14 protein-coding genes and 1 tRNA gene are annotated in these 14,151 nt (G+C 52.8%); 9 read left to right on the top strand and 6 right to left on the bottom strand.

The window, feature by feature from the left end:
• Positions 1 to 31 precede the first annotated feature (31 nt).
• Entirely contained in the window at positions 32 to 913 is an 882-nt protein-coding gene (locus KA369_05405) for a hypothetical protein (GenBank protein ID MBP7735393.1), read from the top strand.
• On the opposite strand, the gene KA369_05400 is transcribed toward KA369_05405, so the two are convergent.
• Positions 896 to 3,088: a SpoIIE family protein phosphatase gene (locus KA369_05400; protein MBP7735392.1), complete on the bottom strand. Its 2,193-nt coding sequence runs from the start codon at positions 3,086 to 3,088 to the stop codon at positions 896 to 898. The genes KA369_05405 and KA369_05400 overlap by 18 nt on opposite strands.
• 286 nt (positions 3,089 to 3,374) lie before the next feature.
• Between KA369_05400 and KA369_05395 the strand changes: the two genes are divergently transcribed.
• Complete coding sequence (locus KA369_05395) at positions 3,375 to 3,887, top strand: GNAT family N-acetyltransferase (GenBank protein ID MBP7735391.1); 513 nt, start codon at positions 3,375 to 3,377, stop codon at positions 3,885 to 3,887.
• Between the two features lie 48 nt (positions 3,888 to 3,935).
• Here KA369_05395 and KA369_05390 read toward each other — a convergent pair whose 3' ends face one another.
• Entirely contained in the window at positions 3,936 to 5,021 is a 1,086-nt protein-coding gene (locus KA369_05390; protein ID MBP7735390.1) for an endonuclease/exonuclease/phosphatase family protein, read from the bottom strand.
• 290 nt (positions 5,022 to 5,311) lie between these two features.
• Between KA369_05390 and KA369_05385 the strand changes: the two genes are divergently transcribed.
• Positions 5,312 to 6,085: an HAD-IA family hydrolase gene (locus KA369_05385; GenBank protein ID MBP7735389.1), complete on the top strand. Its 774-nt coding sequence runs from the start codon at positions 5,312 to 5,314 to the stop codon at positions 6,083 to 6,085.
• 401 nt (positions 6,086 to 6,486) lie between these two features.
• Positions 6,487 to 8,031 carry a Fic family protein gene (locus KA369_05380; GenBank protein ID MBP7735388.1) on the top strand — a complete coding sequence of 515 codons (1,545 nt, stop codon included), beginning with the start codon at positions 6,487 to 6,489 and terminating at the stop codon, positions 8,029 to 8,031.
• 407 nt (positions 8,032 to 8,438) lie between these two features.
• Here the strand turns inward: KA369_05380 and KA369_05375 are convergent, their stop codons facing one another.
• Together KA369_05375 and KA369_05370 are read right to left on the bottom strand one after the other, a co-directional pair.
• Positions 8,439 to 8,771, bottom strand: a complete 333-nt coding sequence (locus tag KA369_05375; protein ID MBP7735387.1) for a HigA family addiction module antidote protein — start codon at positions 8,769 to 8,771, stop codon at positions 8,439 to 8,441.
• Between the two features lie 16 nt (positions 8,772 to 8,787).
• Positions 8,788 to 9,069 (bottom strand): type II toxin-antitoxin system RelE/ParE family toxin, encoded by a 282-nt coding sequence (locus KA369_05370; GenBank protein ID MBP7735386.1) that lies wholly within the window; start codon positions 9,067 to 9,069, stop codon positions 8,788 to 8,790.
• A gap of 597 nt (positions 9,070 to 9,666) precedes the next feature.
• Between KA369_05370 and KA369_05365 the strand changes: the two genes are divergently transcribed.
• Together KA369_05365 and KA369_05360 are read left to right on the top strand one after the other, a co-directional pair.
• On the top strand, positions 9,667 to 9,981 hold the full coding sequence (locus tag KA369_05365) for a hypothetical protein (protein ID MBP7735385.1): 315 nt from the start codon (positions 9,667 to 9,669) through the stop codon (positions 9,979 to 9,981).
• Positions 9,965 to 10,648, top strand: a complete 684-nt coding sequence (locus tag KA369_05360) for a hypothetical protein (GenBank protein MBP7735384.1) — start codon at positions 9,965 to 9,967, stop codon at positions 10,646 to 10,648. Before KA369_05365 ends, KA369_05360 begins: the two co-directional genes overlap by 17 nt.
• A gap of 71 nt (positions 10,649 to 10,719) precedes the next feature.
• Here KA369_05360 and KA369_05355 read toward each other — a convergent pair.
• Together KA369_05355 and KA369_05350 are read right to left on the bottom strand one after the other, a co-directional pair.
• A tRNA-Asp gene (locus tag KA369_05355) sits at positions 10,720 to 10,794 on the bottom strand.
• A gap of 86 nt (positions 10,795 to 10,880) precedes the next feature.
• Positions 10,881 to 12,275: a CoA-binding protein gene (locus KA369_05350; GenBank protein MBP7735383.1), complete on the bottom strand. Its 1,395-nt coding sequence runs from the start codon at positions 12,273 to 12,275 to the stop codon at positions 10,881 to 10,883.
• Between KA369_05350 and KA369_05345 the strand changes: the two genes are divergently transcribed.
• From KA369_05345 to fmt, 3 genes are all read left to right on the top strand, one after another.
• On the top strand, positions 12,274 to 12,423 hold the full coding sequence (locus KA369_05345) for a hypothetical protein (protein ID MBP7735382.1): 150 nt from the start codon (positions 12,274 to 12,276) through the stop codon (positions 12,421 to 12,423). The genes KA369_05350 and KA369_05345 overlap by 2 nt on opposite strands.
• Positions 12,424 to 12,679: 256 nt before the next feature.
• Positions 12,680 to 13,192, top strand: a complete 513-nt coding sequence (def, locus tag KA369_05340; GenBank protein MBP7735381.1) for a peptide deformylase — start codon at positions 12,680 to 12,682, stop codon at positions 13,190 to 13,192.
• Positions 13,189 to 14,121, top strand: coding sequence for a methionyl-tRNA formyltransferase (gene fmt, locus KA369_05335; GenBank protein ID MBP7735380.1), 933 nt, complete (start codon positions 13,189 to 13,191; stop codon positions 14,119 to 14,121). The genes def and fmt overlap by 4 nt, the downstream gene beginning before the upstream one ends.
• The last annotated feature ends 30 nt before the right edge of the window (positions 14,122 to 14,151 follow it).

Below are 14,151 nucleotides of genomic sequence, written 5' to 3'. Positions count from 1 at the left end.
TCACCGATGGATTCGGTTCTGAAAATTTGCCATGAAGAGAATGATAATTTTCGCCGGAGCGGTTATGGCCGTCGTCACCGCTTTCGGCTCCGCCCATGGGTACGGTGTCCCGGATTTCCTGGAGACGCCGAAGCCCTTCATTTCGCAGCCGCCCTTCATTCCCATTAATGATTTTTCTCCCGGGACATACCGGCTGACCGTGGCTGGTTTGTACGGGTATGAACGGTACCGCCTGCAGATCACGAAGTCCTTTGCCCTGCACCGGGGCGGCTTCCAACTGGCCGCTTCAGGCGCCTTCACGGGGGAGCTGGGCTGGAGCGTCGCCGCCGGCCTATCCTGCCCGGCGGCCGCGATCGCCTACGCCAGCATCACTACCGGCTCATGCATGGTGCCCGTTTCCGCGTCACTGGCCTGGAGATTTGCCGGGAAGCCGGAGAGGTTCGATGGCGTCCTCGTGGCGGCCATGACCTATTCCTATTCAGCCATACGGGGATATTACCGGAGGGACCTGCTGGGGCCGCCCTGGATGTTTTATCTTATCAGGGGAACGGCCCTTGCCGATGTTAAGGGTTCCGTCTATGGCATTGCCGCGGGGATCAGGCCCATGGTGCGCCTGACGAAGGGCCTGTCGCTGCGGCCCTTTGGGCTCTACCGGATCACCTTCGATGCTTCGGGATTCTATTACCATGTCCGGATTAAGTTCCTCGACGACGAGCCCGAAGAATCGCGCGCCATCGCCTTCAAATTCCGGCAGCGCCGGGACGCGAAAAAGCCGATCCATGAGATCATCGCGGGCCTTGAGCTGAACGTGTACGGCGTCGGGGTCCATGGCGCGGCGCAGTTTTCACCCGCCGTCGGCCGGACGATGGTCCAGGTCGGACTTTCCTACACCCATTCAATCATCGCGCAATGATACATGCCCGCGCGCCCTATGGACCGGGCGCGCCGTGAAATCCTCCCCGTCCCGCTCAACGCCGATCATGATGATGTCGTCATTGAGATCGTTCCCCGTGTGGTCGTTGATGATGTTGATCACCCGGTCCATTATCTCCGCCATGGGGCGGCCGCTGTTTTCCATGATGATCTTCTTGATGCGCTCCTCCCCGAAGAGCTCGCGCCTGGCGTTGAACTGCTCGTACAGGCCGTCGGTGAAGAAGAGGAGCCGGTCGCCGGACCTGAATTCGGCCTCGCCCATCACGCAGTTCGTGTGCTCCGTGAAGCCCATGGCGCGTCCCGTGGTGGCGAGCTCGATGATGCTCCGGCCCCGTATCAGGTACTGGGCCGGGTGGCCCGACGAGACATAGGCGACGGTCCCGGCGGAGGGATTGATGTCGATCAGGAACGACGTGAAGTACTTGGCGATGGGGCGGTAGTGGCGGTAGAACTTGTTGTTCAGCTCGGTGACGATCTCCAGCGGCGTCAGGGAGCCGACCTTCAGCATGTCGTATTCGCCCTTGATGAGCATGGTCGTGAGGGACGCGTGGATGCCGTGGCCCGTGGCGTCGGCGATGAAGAAACGGGCGGTCCGGTCGTCGACGGGGCAGATGTCGTAAATGTCGCCGCCCACTTCGATGAGGGGAATGTACCGTGCGCTGTAGCGCAGGCCCAGGATGCCGCCGGAGCTGGTGGGGAAGAGCGTCTGCTGGATGTTCTTCGCCACGTCGAGGTCGTTCTTGATGATGGTATACACGGCGTTAAGGCGCTGGTAGGCGTCGTCGAGCTCCGCGCGGGAGCGCTCCGTTTCCTGCTGCGCCCTGAGGGCGGTGTCCATCTGTTCCTGGAGCTCGTCGGTCTTTTTCGTCACTTCGGCGGAAAGATTCAGCGACAGGTGCTCCGCGGTCCTGAAGGCCTGGGCGAAGCGGCCGGACAGCACCGCGGACTGGAAGAAGATCATGATCACGAGCCCCACCGGCGCCACCTCCGGCGTGCCGATGATGAGCTTCACGGCGAGAATATCGTTGAAGCCCGTGATGAAAAAGGCGATGAACCCGGGGAGGATGTAGATCGCCCCGGGGCGCTTCCGCACGGCCGCGGTGATGATGCCGGCCATGAACCAGACGCCGACAACGATCAGCGAGCCTTCGAACAGGATGGAATAGGGCGAGTAGACGCGGCACGGGAGGAAGAATGCCGCCGCCGTGAAGAGAGCGCCCAGGGCCGTGAAAACAGCGAAGAGCCTCCCGGAGAACTCCTCCCGGAAGAGCTCGCGGAAGAAGAAGGCGAAGGTAATCCACCCGAGGGGTATGCTCGCATACACGATCGTGAAATGCGTTTCATACATGGGCCGACCGGGAAAGAGCCGTTCCAGGTAGCCGCTGGTGGCGATAAGGCGAAAGAGAATGACGGCGCATCCGAGGCAGAAATAGAGGCTGGCCCTGTCCTCCCGACGGAAGTACCAGAGTATCCCGTGGTAGATGGCCATCATGAGAATGATGCCCAGCGCGACCAGGCGGGCCACGTCGGAATACCAGAGCCGCTGCGAAAGCGCACGGTTAAGTCCCAGTTCGGGCACGCTGTAGGGGCCGCCGGAGCGGTGCGAAAAGTTCGAGTTCCTTACGGCGACGGTAATAATATCGCCCGACGAGGGCGGATCGAAGGCCTCAAGACGGGGATGAATCTGCGGTATTGACGATGCCGTGTCGGTGCCGAAGGTTCCGCTGGACATCAGCATGGCGCCGTTGACGTAGATCTCGCAGGCCGATTGGATCAGGTCGGCGGAAAGGGCAAGACGCTCTCCGGAGGCGCGCAGCTTGTCACCGTCGATCCTGACCCTGAGGCGGTACCACCCGTAACCATTCCCGGTGCCGGTGAGGCGGTCCCAGTACCCGGGTACGGTGATCGTCTTCCAGTCAGAGTCGTTGAAACCCGGGTCTGCGAAAGCCGGATCGTCCCGGAGCCAGATGAATTTCCAGTTCCCCCTGAGTTTGACCGTTTCTCCGCCGGTGAAATCGATGGAATGAATGTCGATAAAGCCATTGTCCGCGGCAGGTCGTTGGACTGCGCTTTTTTCCCCGGTGCATGATATGACGCCCGGGATAGTTAATAGAAGGAAAAAGACGATGATGACGGCTTTATAGATACGACCCATCCATGGGGATAGTTCTCTCCCGGGTTTGTAACATAACGGGCAGTATAATGGCTTTGTCATAGTAAATGAATGTGCTTCGGCTGCTAAATGATGTAAAATATTGATCATTTATAGATAAATGTCAGTATATGAAACAGGGCTATTTGGATGCAAGTAAAAAATGATCCGGGCGGGCGGGATTTTTTGTATTACTGTAGTATGTAAATTGTACTTGAATGATCATCACGGCCGTGATAACCGGAAATCATCGCCTGCGCAGCCATAATGGTGATTTTCATCCACTGATATGGAAGTGGCTGCCCTGAACAGGATAACAGATTTGAATGCAATAATTGAAAAAGCCGGCAGAGATGATTTAAAAGAGATCCTCGATCTTCAGCACCTGGCCTATCAGAAGGAAGCCAGCCGTTATAACGATTTTACGATACCGCCTCTTACCCAGACCATCGAAGAAATAACCGAAGAATACGGCTCCGCGCTCTTTTTAAAGCTGGTTGCCGGCGATACGATCATAGGCTCAATAAGGGGAAGAAAAGATGGAAACACCTGCCATGTCGGCAGGCTGATGGTTCATCCCGCGTTTCAGGGAAAGGGATTGGGGAAAAGGCTTATTGAGCGCCTCGAATCGGAATTCGCCGCGGACAGCGACATCGTCCGCTTTGAGCTCTTCACCGGGGAATTGAGCCATGACAATATCAGCCTGTATAAAAGCATGAATTACGCCATATATAAAAAAGTTCCCTATGACAGCGATAAGAGCATGGTATACATGGAAAAATTCACGAGGCATAGCCCCTGACCCGGCGCCCTTCCAGGGGCCGGGTACGAACCATGCTGATGTGATATCCTACTGTGCTTTGGGAACGATTATCTCCGCCACAAGGGGCAGGTGGTCGGATATCCTCAACGTGTCTTTCTGACGGATGTAGTGTTCCTTCACTTCCAAAGAAGCAGGGTAGAAAATGAAATCAATGGTCCTGTCCGGGCCCTTCACCGACGGGTCGTTGGGATAATGGCTCAGCCATTTGTGATAATCGGGTCCGTTGATCTCATCAAGGGACGGAATGGAGCGATACTTCGCAAACAGGGGCGCAAGCTCGCTCTCCCTGTTGAAATAGGCCCGCTGTTCCGGCGGGAGGCGATCGTAGGATTTCCCCGGAGGCAGCAGGTTGAAGTCTCCTCCCATTAACCATCCGGAAGCGTCTTTGGCGGCCCGGTCGAGAAGGCCCAGGACAAAGAGGACCTGCCTGTCCATCGTGTCCGATCCCTGGGCGAAGGCGTCAAAGTGGGTGTTGAATACCGCCAGGTCGTTCTGTCCCTCCACGGGAATGCGCGTCTCAAGGACGCAGCGCTTGAAATTGAACTGCTTGACGATGATGTTGTCTGGAATGATCGGCAGCTGGTGCCGCACCGCCTTGCTTATCATGTATTTCGAGATCACCGCGAGCTTCAGTCCCACTCTTCCCCTGATCCTCGGGTGCGGAACAAAGGCGGCCTTGTGATAAAACGTGGAAGTGTACGCGGAGTATTCCCTGGGAAGCAGGGCGAGGAGCTTCGCGACCTGGTCCTCGTAATCGGTCCTCATGGAGCCCTGGTCGAGCTCCTGCAGGAGGATGATGTCCGGCTTCTCGTCGATGATCACCCGGGCGATTTCGGCGCGGGTGGCGGTTATATCTTTCGGGGAAGGCCGCTCATCGGGACCGTCGCCCTTGAGAAGGTCGTAGAAAAAGACGTAGTTTTTTCCCGCCATGTATTGTATGTTCCAGGAGAGTATCCTGATCTTCTGCCCGGGCTTCAAGAGCGGCGTCGCCGGCAGTGAAACGAAGGTTTCGCTCTGCATCGGGGCGGGGTGAAAGGTCGTGCCATAAATAACCACCAGGAGGGTGAGAAACACCCCGGTTAAGATGATGCCGAGCCATTTTAATTTCTTCATGGAGATACCCCTGTATTTTTAATCGCAACGCGCGCAAATCCGGAACCCTGCTCCGGGGTTGAGAGCGCGAAAACAATATGCTGCATAATATCCCGTAGCTTGCCATGGTGCATTTTATAAAAGTATAACGTGTCCGGGGGAATTGGCAATAGTTTTTTTGATTGCAACGATAAAAGAAGGAGCAGGCCGGCTTTTTTTAAAATGAAAGAGTAGAAGTGAACATGGTCCGGGCCGGATCTGTCGCGGGAAATTGACTTGACCCCATGTTTTTTAAGGAACAAATGGGTCCCATGTTCGTATTATTGGACCTGGATGATACGCTTCTCGTTGAAGAGGATTCGGCATACCGGTCGTTTCTTGCCGTAGCCCGGCGCCTGCAACGGCGGCACCCGGTCGACCCGGAGGAATTCGTTACAACGGCGCGAACCTGCGCGAGGGAACTGTGGTATTCCCTGCCGGTTCACGATTACGCCAAAAGCATCGGCATCGCCTCCCATGAGGCGCTGTGGGCGGAGTTTTCCGGTGAATCGGCCATGGAAAAGGAATTGCGCAGGCACAGGGATCATTACCGGATACAGACCTGGATCAACGCCCTGGCCCGCCATGGCATCAGGGATGATATGCTCGCGGCGGAGCTGTCCGATCTGTTCAGGGAAGTCAGGGGAGCGAAACACGTACTCTTTGATGACGCGATTCCCTTCCTGGACCGTCTCCGGGATCTGAACGCGCCGATGGCGTTGATATCAAACGGGACACCGGACCTGCAGCGGGAAAAGATCGGCAAAAGCGGCATAGAGCGCTATTTCCGGAGCATTGTCATTTCGGGCGAGGTGGGCTGCAGAAAGCCGCGAAGGGAGATATTCGCCTGCTGCCTGGAGCGCCTGGGCTGCGCCGCGGATCAGGCCCTCATGATAGGCGACAGGCTGGACACCGACATCAAGGGAGCCAATGACACGCGGATCATGTCGGTGTGGCTGAACAGGGAACGAAAAGTGAATGACTCGGGAATTATCCCTCGACATGAAATTCATTCTCTCCTCGATGCGGTCCCTCTGTGCGCATGAATATGCGGTTCGGGCGCGCCCGTGTGATTGCCATGGAAGCGCCTGCACGATAGCTACCTGAAATTCCTCAATTTGAAACGTTTTGATCGCAGCGTGCTCTCATCTCATGAGAACACATAAAACATTATGCGACAAAATACCCCGCAGCTTGCTGCTGGGTATTTTATGAAGAACGGAACAGGCTGGTGTGGATTTCGGCGAGGTATGAGTTAAAAAAACAGAAAGTTCAAATAAATGGATTATTGGCCTTCTTTGAGTAGAAATAATCGAATAACTACAAAATATACTAAAAAAAGATCGACAGAATATACTTAATAATGAACAGCTGAAAATACTAATAATTACACAACATAATAAACTAATAATTGCCCGACTGATTAAAAGAGGCCGATAATAATAGCATGGCAACACCGGCAGAAAAACTAGCGTCGTCACTGGAGGTTTTGAAGAAGTTTCAAAGCAGTAAGGGCGTAGCTGTAATTAAATCAAAGGATATATCACGTACACACCGGGACCGTCTTGTTGGGAACGGCTTTATACGGGAAGTGATAAAGGGTTGGTATATCTCCACAAGGCCTGATGAGAAGAATGGAGACAGTACATTCTGGTTTACGTCATTCTGGCACTTTATTCCGGCATATTGCAACGAACGATTCGGCAGGGAATGGTTTCTGTCTCCGGAGCAATCATTGGCTATTCACATCGGTAATTTATCCGTTCCGAAACAATTGCTGGTTCGCTCGCCAAAGGGAAAAAATAATAAAATCGTGTTAATTCATGGCACGTCATTGTTCGATATGGCATCTGCAATGCCCCATGAAGACAGTATCATACAAAAAGGCGGTCTTAATCTGTATACAGTACCCGCGGCCTTGATCTCAACCTCTCCCGGATATTTTTCCCGGAATCCAACTGATGCCAGGACAGCGTTGTTGATGGTGAAAGATTCTTCTGATATTTTGGGCATGCTGCTTGAAGGCGGCCGCAGCCTTGTTGCCGGGAGGCTGGCCGGGGCTTTCCGTAATGTAGGGCGCGGGCGTATTGCCAATGATATTATCGGTTCCATGAAAAGCGCCGGTTATGATATACGGGAATCTGATCCATTTTCTGACGTGGTGCAGCACATAATAACAACGAGGAGTACATCTCCATATGTTAACCGCATTGTACTGATGTGGCAGCAAATGCGGAATACGATCATTGATAATTTTCCTGAATCCCCCGGTATGCCCAAGAATGCCGCCGCATATTTAAAGCAAGTGGATGAAATATATGTCAATGATGCATATAACTCATTATCGATAGAGGGATATCGTATCACTCCTGAAATAATTCAAAAGGTAAGAACCGGAAATTGGAAGCCGGATACTGATGCGCTGGACAAGGAATATCGTGATGCCATGGGTGCACGGGGTTACTGGCAGGCATTTCAGGCGGTGAAGAACAGTATTAACGATATCCTGAAAGGGAATAATCCGGGACTGGTTGCACGTAATGATCACAGTAAATGGTATAGAGAATTGTTTGCCCCGAGCGTTACTGCCGGTTTGCTTAAGGCATCTGATCTGGCCGGGTACAGAAAAGACCAGGTATATATTAAAGGGTCGAAACATATACCGCTGAATCCTGATGCAGTGCGCGATGCAATGCCTGCTTTTTTTGATTTATTGAACGAAGAAAAAGATCCCGGCGTTCGTGCTGTACTGGGTCATTTTGTTTTTGTATATATACATCCTTACATGGATGGTAACGGGAGGATTGCGCGTTTTCTAATGAACATCATGCTGGCTGCAGGCGGGTATGCGTGGACTGTCATACCAATTGAAAAACGCAATGAATACATGAATGCCCTTGAAAGGGCAAGTGTTGATCAGGATATCTTGCTATTCTCTCGTTTTGTTGCTAAGTTGGTGCAATCAAGCAGGAAGAAGCTTAAGTCAAAATAAGGTAGATTTGATAAGTTAAATGATGTATAGAATTAACATGAGAAGTGACACACGGCAATCCTGCGAAGGCCAAAAACGACACGGCACAAACTTTTTCAGTATACCACGAACTCCCCAAACAGGTCGGTGCGACCGGGCTGCAGCTCAATAGCTACCTGAAATTCCTCAATTTAAAGCGTTTTGATCACAGCGTGCTCTCATTCCATGAGAGCACGCAAAACATTATGCGACAAAATACCCCGCAGCTTGCTGCTGGGTATTTTATGAAGAACGGAACAGGCTGGTGTGGGTGTCGGCGAGGTATGAGATTGGAATGAAGAACATATCAGTTTCTGGATTGAATTCGTTTTTTGAATGAGAAGTATTCCCGGCAATCAGTTTGATCCAGATTCCTGATATGGTATCAATCAATCCTTCTCGTTACTTAATTCCCGATCTATCTTTTTTGTTTTCAGCGGGATGATCTTTCGATATTCCCTCTCACCTGCTTTCATTGCATCCCACAGCTCAACATCGGTCTGGAGTCCCATCCAGAATTCAACGGTTGTATGGAAAAGCCTGGAGAGACGTATGGCGGTGTCCGGAGTGATGGCGCGCTTCCCGGAGATGATCTCATTGACCCGGACCCTGGTTATGCCGAGACGCTCCGCAAGCTGCTGCTGGGTGAGTCCGAGCGGCTCTATAAATTCATATTTCAGGATCTCTCCCGGAGGCGTGGGTCTTCTATTCTTTGGTAACATAGTTGTGCTCCTTTGCTCAATGATATTGAACGAGCTCGACATTATAAGCATCGTGCTCTCTGAACTCGAAGCAGAGGCGCCATGGGCCGTTGACCGATATGGCCCATTGTCCCTGCCTGTCGCCTGCAAGAGGATGGAGCCTGTTTGATGGGGGCGCGCGCAGGTCAATCAGGTCATATGCCCTGTTCAGCATGTCGAGTTTCCTGATAAGTCGATCGGCAATTTCTGGCGGCACCTTTTTGTTGCGGCCGTTGTTCCAGAATTCCTCCAACCATTTATGCTTGAAATGCCGTATCATATAGACAATGTAATGAGTCATATGACATATGACAAGTATTTTTTGTTGCATGGTGTAAGATTGGTGAGCATAAAAAACGGTGGTTTTGATACAAAGCCGTCCTTGACTTGGAAGGTTAAAAAATAGCACAGCCCAAACCAAGTGGTTTGGGCTGTGTAAGCGGCTGCGGGCTAAGGACGACATAGCACAAACTTTTTCAGTATACCAGGAACTCCCCAAACAGGTGGGCGCAACCGGGCTGCAGCTCAATAGCTACCTGAAATTCCTCAATTTAAAGCGTTTTGATCGCAGCGTGCTCTCATCTCATGAGAGCACGCAAAACATTATGCGACAAAATACCCGGCAGCTTGCTGCAGGGTATTTTATGAAGAACGGAACAGGCTGGTGTGGATATCGGCGAAGTATGAGATCAATAGGAATATTTTATCAATATCGGGATTGATAGCCTTTTTTGAGTGAATTTCCAATATTATGCATATCAAAGGAGTTGCCCAACAATGTTGAAAAATATGTTATTTGTTGGGCAATTCCTGCTTGACTGGTTGCCCAACATGTTGTAAATTATTTGGTAATGTTGGGCAATAGCAGGAATTAGCCATGAGTACAATTAAAGATGTCCTTAAGGAAGAACTGTCGCGGCTGAAAAGGTTAAAAAGACGCTATGATCATGATATAGCCACACTGCCATCCGGATCCCTCTCAATAAAAAACAGAAAGGGAAGTGAATATGCATATAGGGCTTACCGCAGTAATGATAAAGTTAAAACTGATTATATCGGACCAGCCGATTCAGATGAAGTAAGAAGACTTAAAGAGAAGATCGGAAAGAGAAAGAAACTGGAATCACTGCTGAAGAATACCAATGAGCAGATTGTTGAGATAGAGAGGACCTTGGGTGGAAAAAAGATTTAAGCTGTTTCATGAAATAATAATCAAACTCGGTGAAACCGGTGTTTTAATGGACATTATTCTCATAGGCAGTTGGTGCCTTTATCTGTACCGTGATATATTTAAAGATGCTGATACCATGCCAGCAGTAAGAACTGTTGATCTGGATTTCCTTGTACCCAATCCTCCAAAGATCAAACATAAGGTTGATATTTCAAAGATGCTTGAAGAGCTAGACTTTGTAGAGGAATTCTCCCATCTTAGCGGCAATTCAAAATTCATTCATCCCGACCTGGAAGTTGAATTCATTATCCCTGAGAAGGGAAGAGGAAAAGACGGTCCCCACATCATCAACGAAATTAATGTGCGAGCCCAGGGCCTGCGGTATGTGGATTTATTGCAAGACCACACCATAATCATTCCATATAATAATTATCCGGTAAGAGTACCGGAGCCGTCAGCCTTTGTCCTGCATAAGTTGCAGGTGAGCGCCAGAAGAAGTAAGAAGGAGAAGAAGGTCAAGGACCTCGAAACCGCAACAGGCCTGGGTGATTATCTTGCAACTCATGAAGACCAGGTTGATAAGGTGAAAGAAATTTTCAGGAATCTTCCTGGTAAATGGAAAAGGGAGATACTCGAGGTAGCGAAAGAATATTCAGAAAATATTTATAAAATTCTGCATGGAGAATGACATCTAGTCATGCTGTACGGGTTTAAAACAGCACTGCCCGGACCAAAAGGTTCGGGCAGCGTGTAAGTTTGCGGGGTTGACGGGACTCGAACCCGCGACTCCCTGCGTGACAGGCAGGTACTCTAACCAAACTGAGCTACAACCCCTCGTTAGCGATGTACATAAAACAATATGGGTATTTTATGTCAATACTATTTTACGGTAATGACTAAAAACAAAATTGGTTTTTTCATTATTTACCCGCCTCTTCCATGGCCAATTTCCTCCTGAATTTGGCGTAGCTGATCAGGTTCGCCATGGCCTTGAATCCGTCGCGGGTATGTTCGATATAATACAGGCCCCTGTCGCGGTAGAACTTCCTCGCGTAATCGCTCACTTCCCTGAAGGTGATGGGTATGATCGGCTTTGATGTCGCCGCCATGTGCGACAGGATATAGTCGTTGTACTTCTCCGTCAGGGCGGCGTTTGTCTCGTCGGGCGGAAAGGAGAGGGTCGCGATGAGGTCGGTATTTTCGTCATCGATGAGAATTTTCAGGACCCGGTCCATGCCGCTGGTGAACCCCGAACCGGTCACGTCCAGGGGGTTTCCCGGCTGGGCGAAGGGGGGCAGGGCCTCCCTGAGGGCGCCGATCGTGGCCGGCGTGAAATCGGGCAGGTCGATGGAAAGGGAGCCGCACAGGTCAGCGTATACGCCGGCCAGGCCTCCCGAAAGAGTGCACGCGGCCAGTCGTCCGCCGGCAGGGAGGGGGCACCGGGAAAGGATTCCCGCCGTTTCTATCATTTCTTCTATTGTATCTACACGGATGATGCCGTTTTGGCGGAGAAAGGTGTCGGTGATGGCGTCGTTTCCCGCCATGGCCCCGGTGTGGGAGCGGGCCGCCATCACCCCTTTTTCGGAGCGCCCCACCTTGATGACCACGATGGGGATGCTTTTCCGCGCGGCCTCCCGGGCTATGTTTCTGAGGCGCGTCACGTCCTTGAATCCCTCGATGAAGCCGGCGATGACCCGTGTCGTGCCATGGTTCACCATGTGCTCAAGGCAGTCCTCGAAGGTTATGACCGCCTCGTTGCCGGAGGATACGAAAAGGGATATCCCCAATCCTTTTTTGAGTATCTTGGTGGCGATAACCTCGCTGGAGGCGCCGCTCTGGCCGACGATGCCTATGTTCCCGGGGATGAGGTCCCCCTCGATTGAGCCGCCGGCGAAAACGCTGGAGCCTTCCGCCACGTTCAGGAATCCCAGGCAGTTGGGCCCCTGGAGGGCCACGTCATTGGCCCTGCAGAAATCAACAAGCTCTTTCTGGAGCCGCGCCCCATCTTCGCCCGTTTCGGAAAAGCCCGATGATACGAGAAGGATGTTCCTGGTGCCGCGCCCGGCCAGGGCCCGCACGGTATCGAGGACCAGGCTGCTTCGCACGATCACAGCGGCGAAATCGATGACGCCTTCGGGCAGGTCAGCCACCGATGGCACAGCCGGAACGCCGCATACCTCCATCGCGCCGGGGTTCACCGGGTAGAATCGTCCCTTGAAGCCGATCCGCCCGGCATAGGTAAGGATGTTGTTGAACCATATGTTTTTCGACGAGGCTCCGACAACGGCTATATTATTCGGTGAGAAATAGCGCATGAGACGATCTTTAGGTTTCTGCATCATAGTCTGTTCCAGTGGCCGGCGGGCCGGCGAAATTATCATGTTCCACCTTGACGGCCAGTACTATTTTGACAAGAAGAAATTGGCGATTGAACCCGAATCAACGGGCACCGAGCGGCGGTGAATCCAACGCCCGATTCCCGGCGGCGGATCCGTTTAGTGTCGCGAAGGGATTATCAATTTTTTTTAATATCCTTGCAAAAATTCTTTCTCTGTTCCGCCCTTTGTTATATATTCAAATAATTGGATTGGTGATGTTCCCGCCGTTGAAATCTGCGGGGGCAATCCCGATGTATCATGGAAATAAACAATTGACAGGATGAGAACCGTTTCCATGATTCAACGCTATGAAAGGAATATTGAAAAGGAAAGAGGTCCCCATGGCGATCGATCTTATTTATTACGGCCATGACACGCTGAGAAAAATAGCCGAAGAAGTAACCACCATCGATGGAGCGCTTATAGATTTCATCGATACCATGTTCAACGTCATGTACCGCGCCAAGGGCCTTGGCCTGGCGGCTCCGCAGGTGGACCGGTCCCGGCGCGTCGTCACCCTCGATATTGATGACAACAAGAAAAACATCGTCATGGAATTGATCAATCCCGTCATAAAGGAGTTTTCGAAGAAAGAGGAGCCCTACGAAGAGGGATGCCTCTCCGTCCCCGGCATAATGGGCGAGGTGGTGCGCCCCGTCGAGATATCCGTATCGGCGCTCAACCGCGACGGCAAGGAGATCGAGTTCGAGGCAAAGGGCCTCCTGGCGCGGGTCATCCAGCACGAGGTGGACCACCTGAACGGCATTCTCTTCGTCGATCACCTCGAGGACTACAGGCGCAATGAGCTCCGCTCGGAGTTGAAGAAAATCAAGAAGCTCAACACCCGGTCATGAAGATAGGATTTTTCGGCACACCGGACCTGGCGTCCCGCGTCCTCGGCGACCTGGGGCGGATGTATGATATCGCCTTCGTCGTTACCGCTGAAGACAAGGAGGCGGGGAGGAACCGCGAGGTGCAATTCTGTCCCGCCAAGGCGCGTGCGATGGAGCTCGGCATACCGGTGCTGCAGCCGAAAAGCCTGAAGGACCCGGGGTTCCTGGAGGAGCTGCGCCCCTTTGAGGCGGACATGTACGCCGTTGTCGCCTACGGAAGCCTGATCCCGCGGTCGGTCTTCGATCATCCGCCCCTGAAGACCGTCAACCTCCATCCCTCGCTGCTGCCGAAGTACCGGGGCGCGGCGCCGGTGCAGTGGGCCCTGATCAAGGGCGAGAAGGAGACCGGCATCACCGTGCAGCTCATCAACGAAAAGCTGGACGCCGGCGATATCATCGTGCAGGAGCGTCTGGCCCTGGACGGGACCATGACCGCGGCCGACGTAATGGAGATCGTGTCGTCCCGCGGCGCCGGGCTGATCGACAGGGCCGTGACGATGCTCGCGTCGGGGAGCGCGGTCCCGCTGAAGCAGGATGAGTCGCAGGCGACCTATTGCGGCAAGATCGACCGCGACATGGCCATGATAGACTGGACCAGGTCCGCGGAGGAGATACATAACCTGGTGCGGGGCCTCAACCCGAAGCCCGTCGCCTTCTCGACTTTCCGGGGTGAGAACATCAAGATCTGGATGACGTCCCTGCCGGGCGGCGATGTTCCCGCTCCCGCCGCGCCCGGCTCCATCATCCGTTTCCAGAAAAAGCGCCTTTTCGCCGGTACCGGCGGCGGCTGCGTGGAGATACTGTCCCTCCAGCCGGCCAACAAGAAGATCATTGACGGCCTCTCCTTCATCAACGGCTACCGGCTGACTCCGGAAGACCGCTTCGAGTAATACCGTCGATTATTGCGGTTGGTGAAAATC

This window comes from Spirochaetota bacterium (assembly GCA_017999915.1).
GTDB lineage: Bacteria > Spirochaetota > UBA4802 > UBA4802 > UBA5550 > RBG-16-49-21.
This window is presented reverse-complemented; position numbering and strand designations above follow the sequence as displayed.

Coding starts and splice junctions, on each gene's coding strand:
- KA369_05370 (MBP7735386.1), bottom strand. CDS start 9,069: ATGATACGGCATTTCAAGCATAAATGGTTGGAGGAATTCTGGAACAAC.
- KA369_05405 (MBP7735393.1), top strand. CDS start 32: ATGAAGAGAATGATAATTTTCGCCGGAGCGGTTATGGCCGTCGTCACC.
- KA369_05365 (MBP7735385.1), top strand. CDS start 9,667: ATGAGTACAATTAAAGATGTCCTTAAGGAAGAACTGTCGCGGCTGAAA.
- KA369_05345 (MBP7735382.1), top strand. CDS start 12,274: ATGAGACGATCTTTAGGTTTCTGCATCATAGTCTGTTCCAGTGGCCGG.
- def (MBP7735381.1), top strand. CDS start 12,680: ATGGCGATCGATCTTATTTATTACGGCCATGACACGCTGAGAAAAATA.
- KA369_05350 (MBP7735383.1), bottom strand. CDS start 12,275: ATGCGCTATTTCTCACCGAATAATATAGCCGTTGTCGGAGCCTCGTCG.
- KA369_05380 (MBP7735388.1), top strand. CDS start 6,487: ATGGCAACACCGGCAGAAAAACTAGCGTCGTCACTGGAGGTTTTGAAG.
- KA369_05400 (MBP7735392.1), bottom strand. CDS start 3,088: ATGGGTCGTATCTATAAAGCCGTCATCATCGTCTTTTTCCTTCTATTA.
- KA369_05390 (MBP7735390.1), bottom strand. CDS start 5,021: ATGAAGAAATTAAAATGGCTCGGCATCATCTTAACCGGGGTGTTTCTC.
- KA369_05385 (MBP7735389.1), top strand. CDS start 5,312: ATGTTCGTATTATTGGACCTGGATGATACGCTTCTCGTTGAAGAGGAT.
- KA369_05375 (MBP7735387.1), bottom strand. CDS start 8,771: ATGTTACCAAAGAATAGAAGACCCACGCCTCCGGGAGAGATCCTGAAA.
- KA369_05395 (MBP7735391.1), top strand. CDS start 3,375: ATGGAAGTGGCTGCCCTGAACAGGATAACAGATTTGAATGCAATAATT.
- fmt (MBP7735380.1), top strand. CDS start 13,189: ATGAAGATAGGATTTTTCGGCACACCGGACCTGGCGTCCCGCGTCCTC.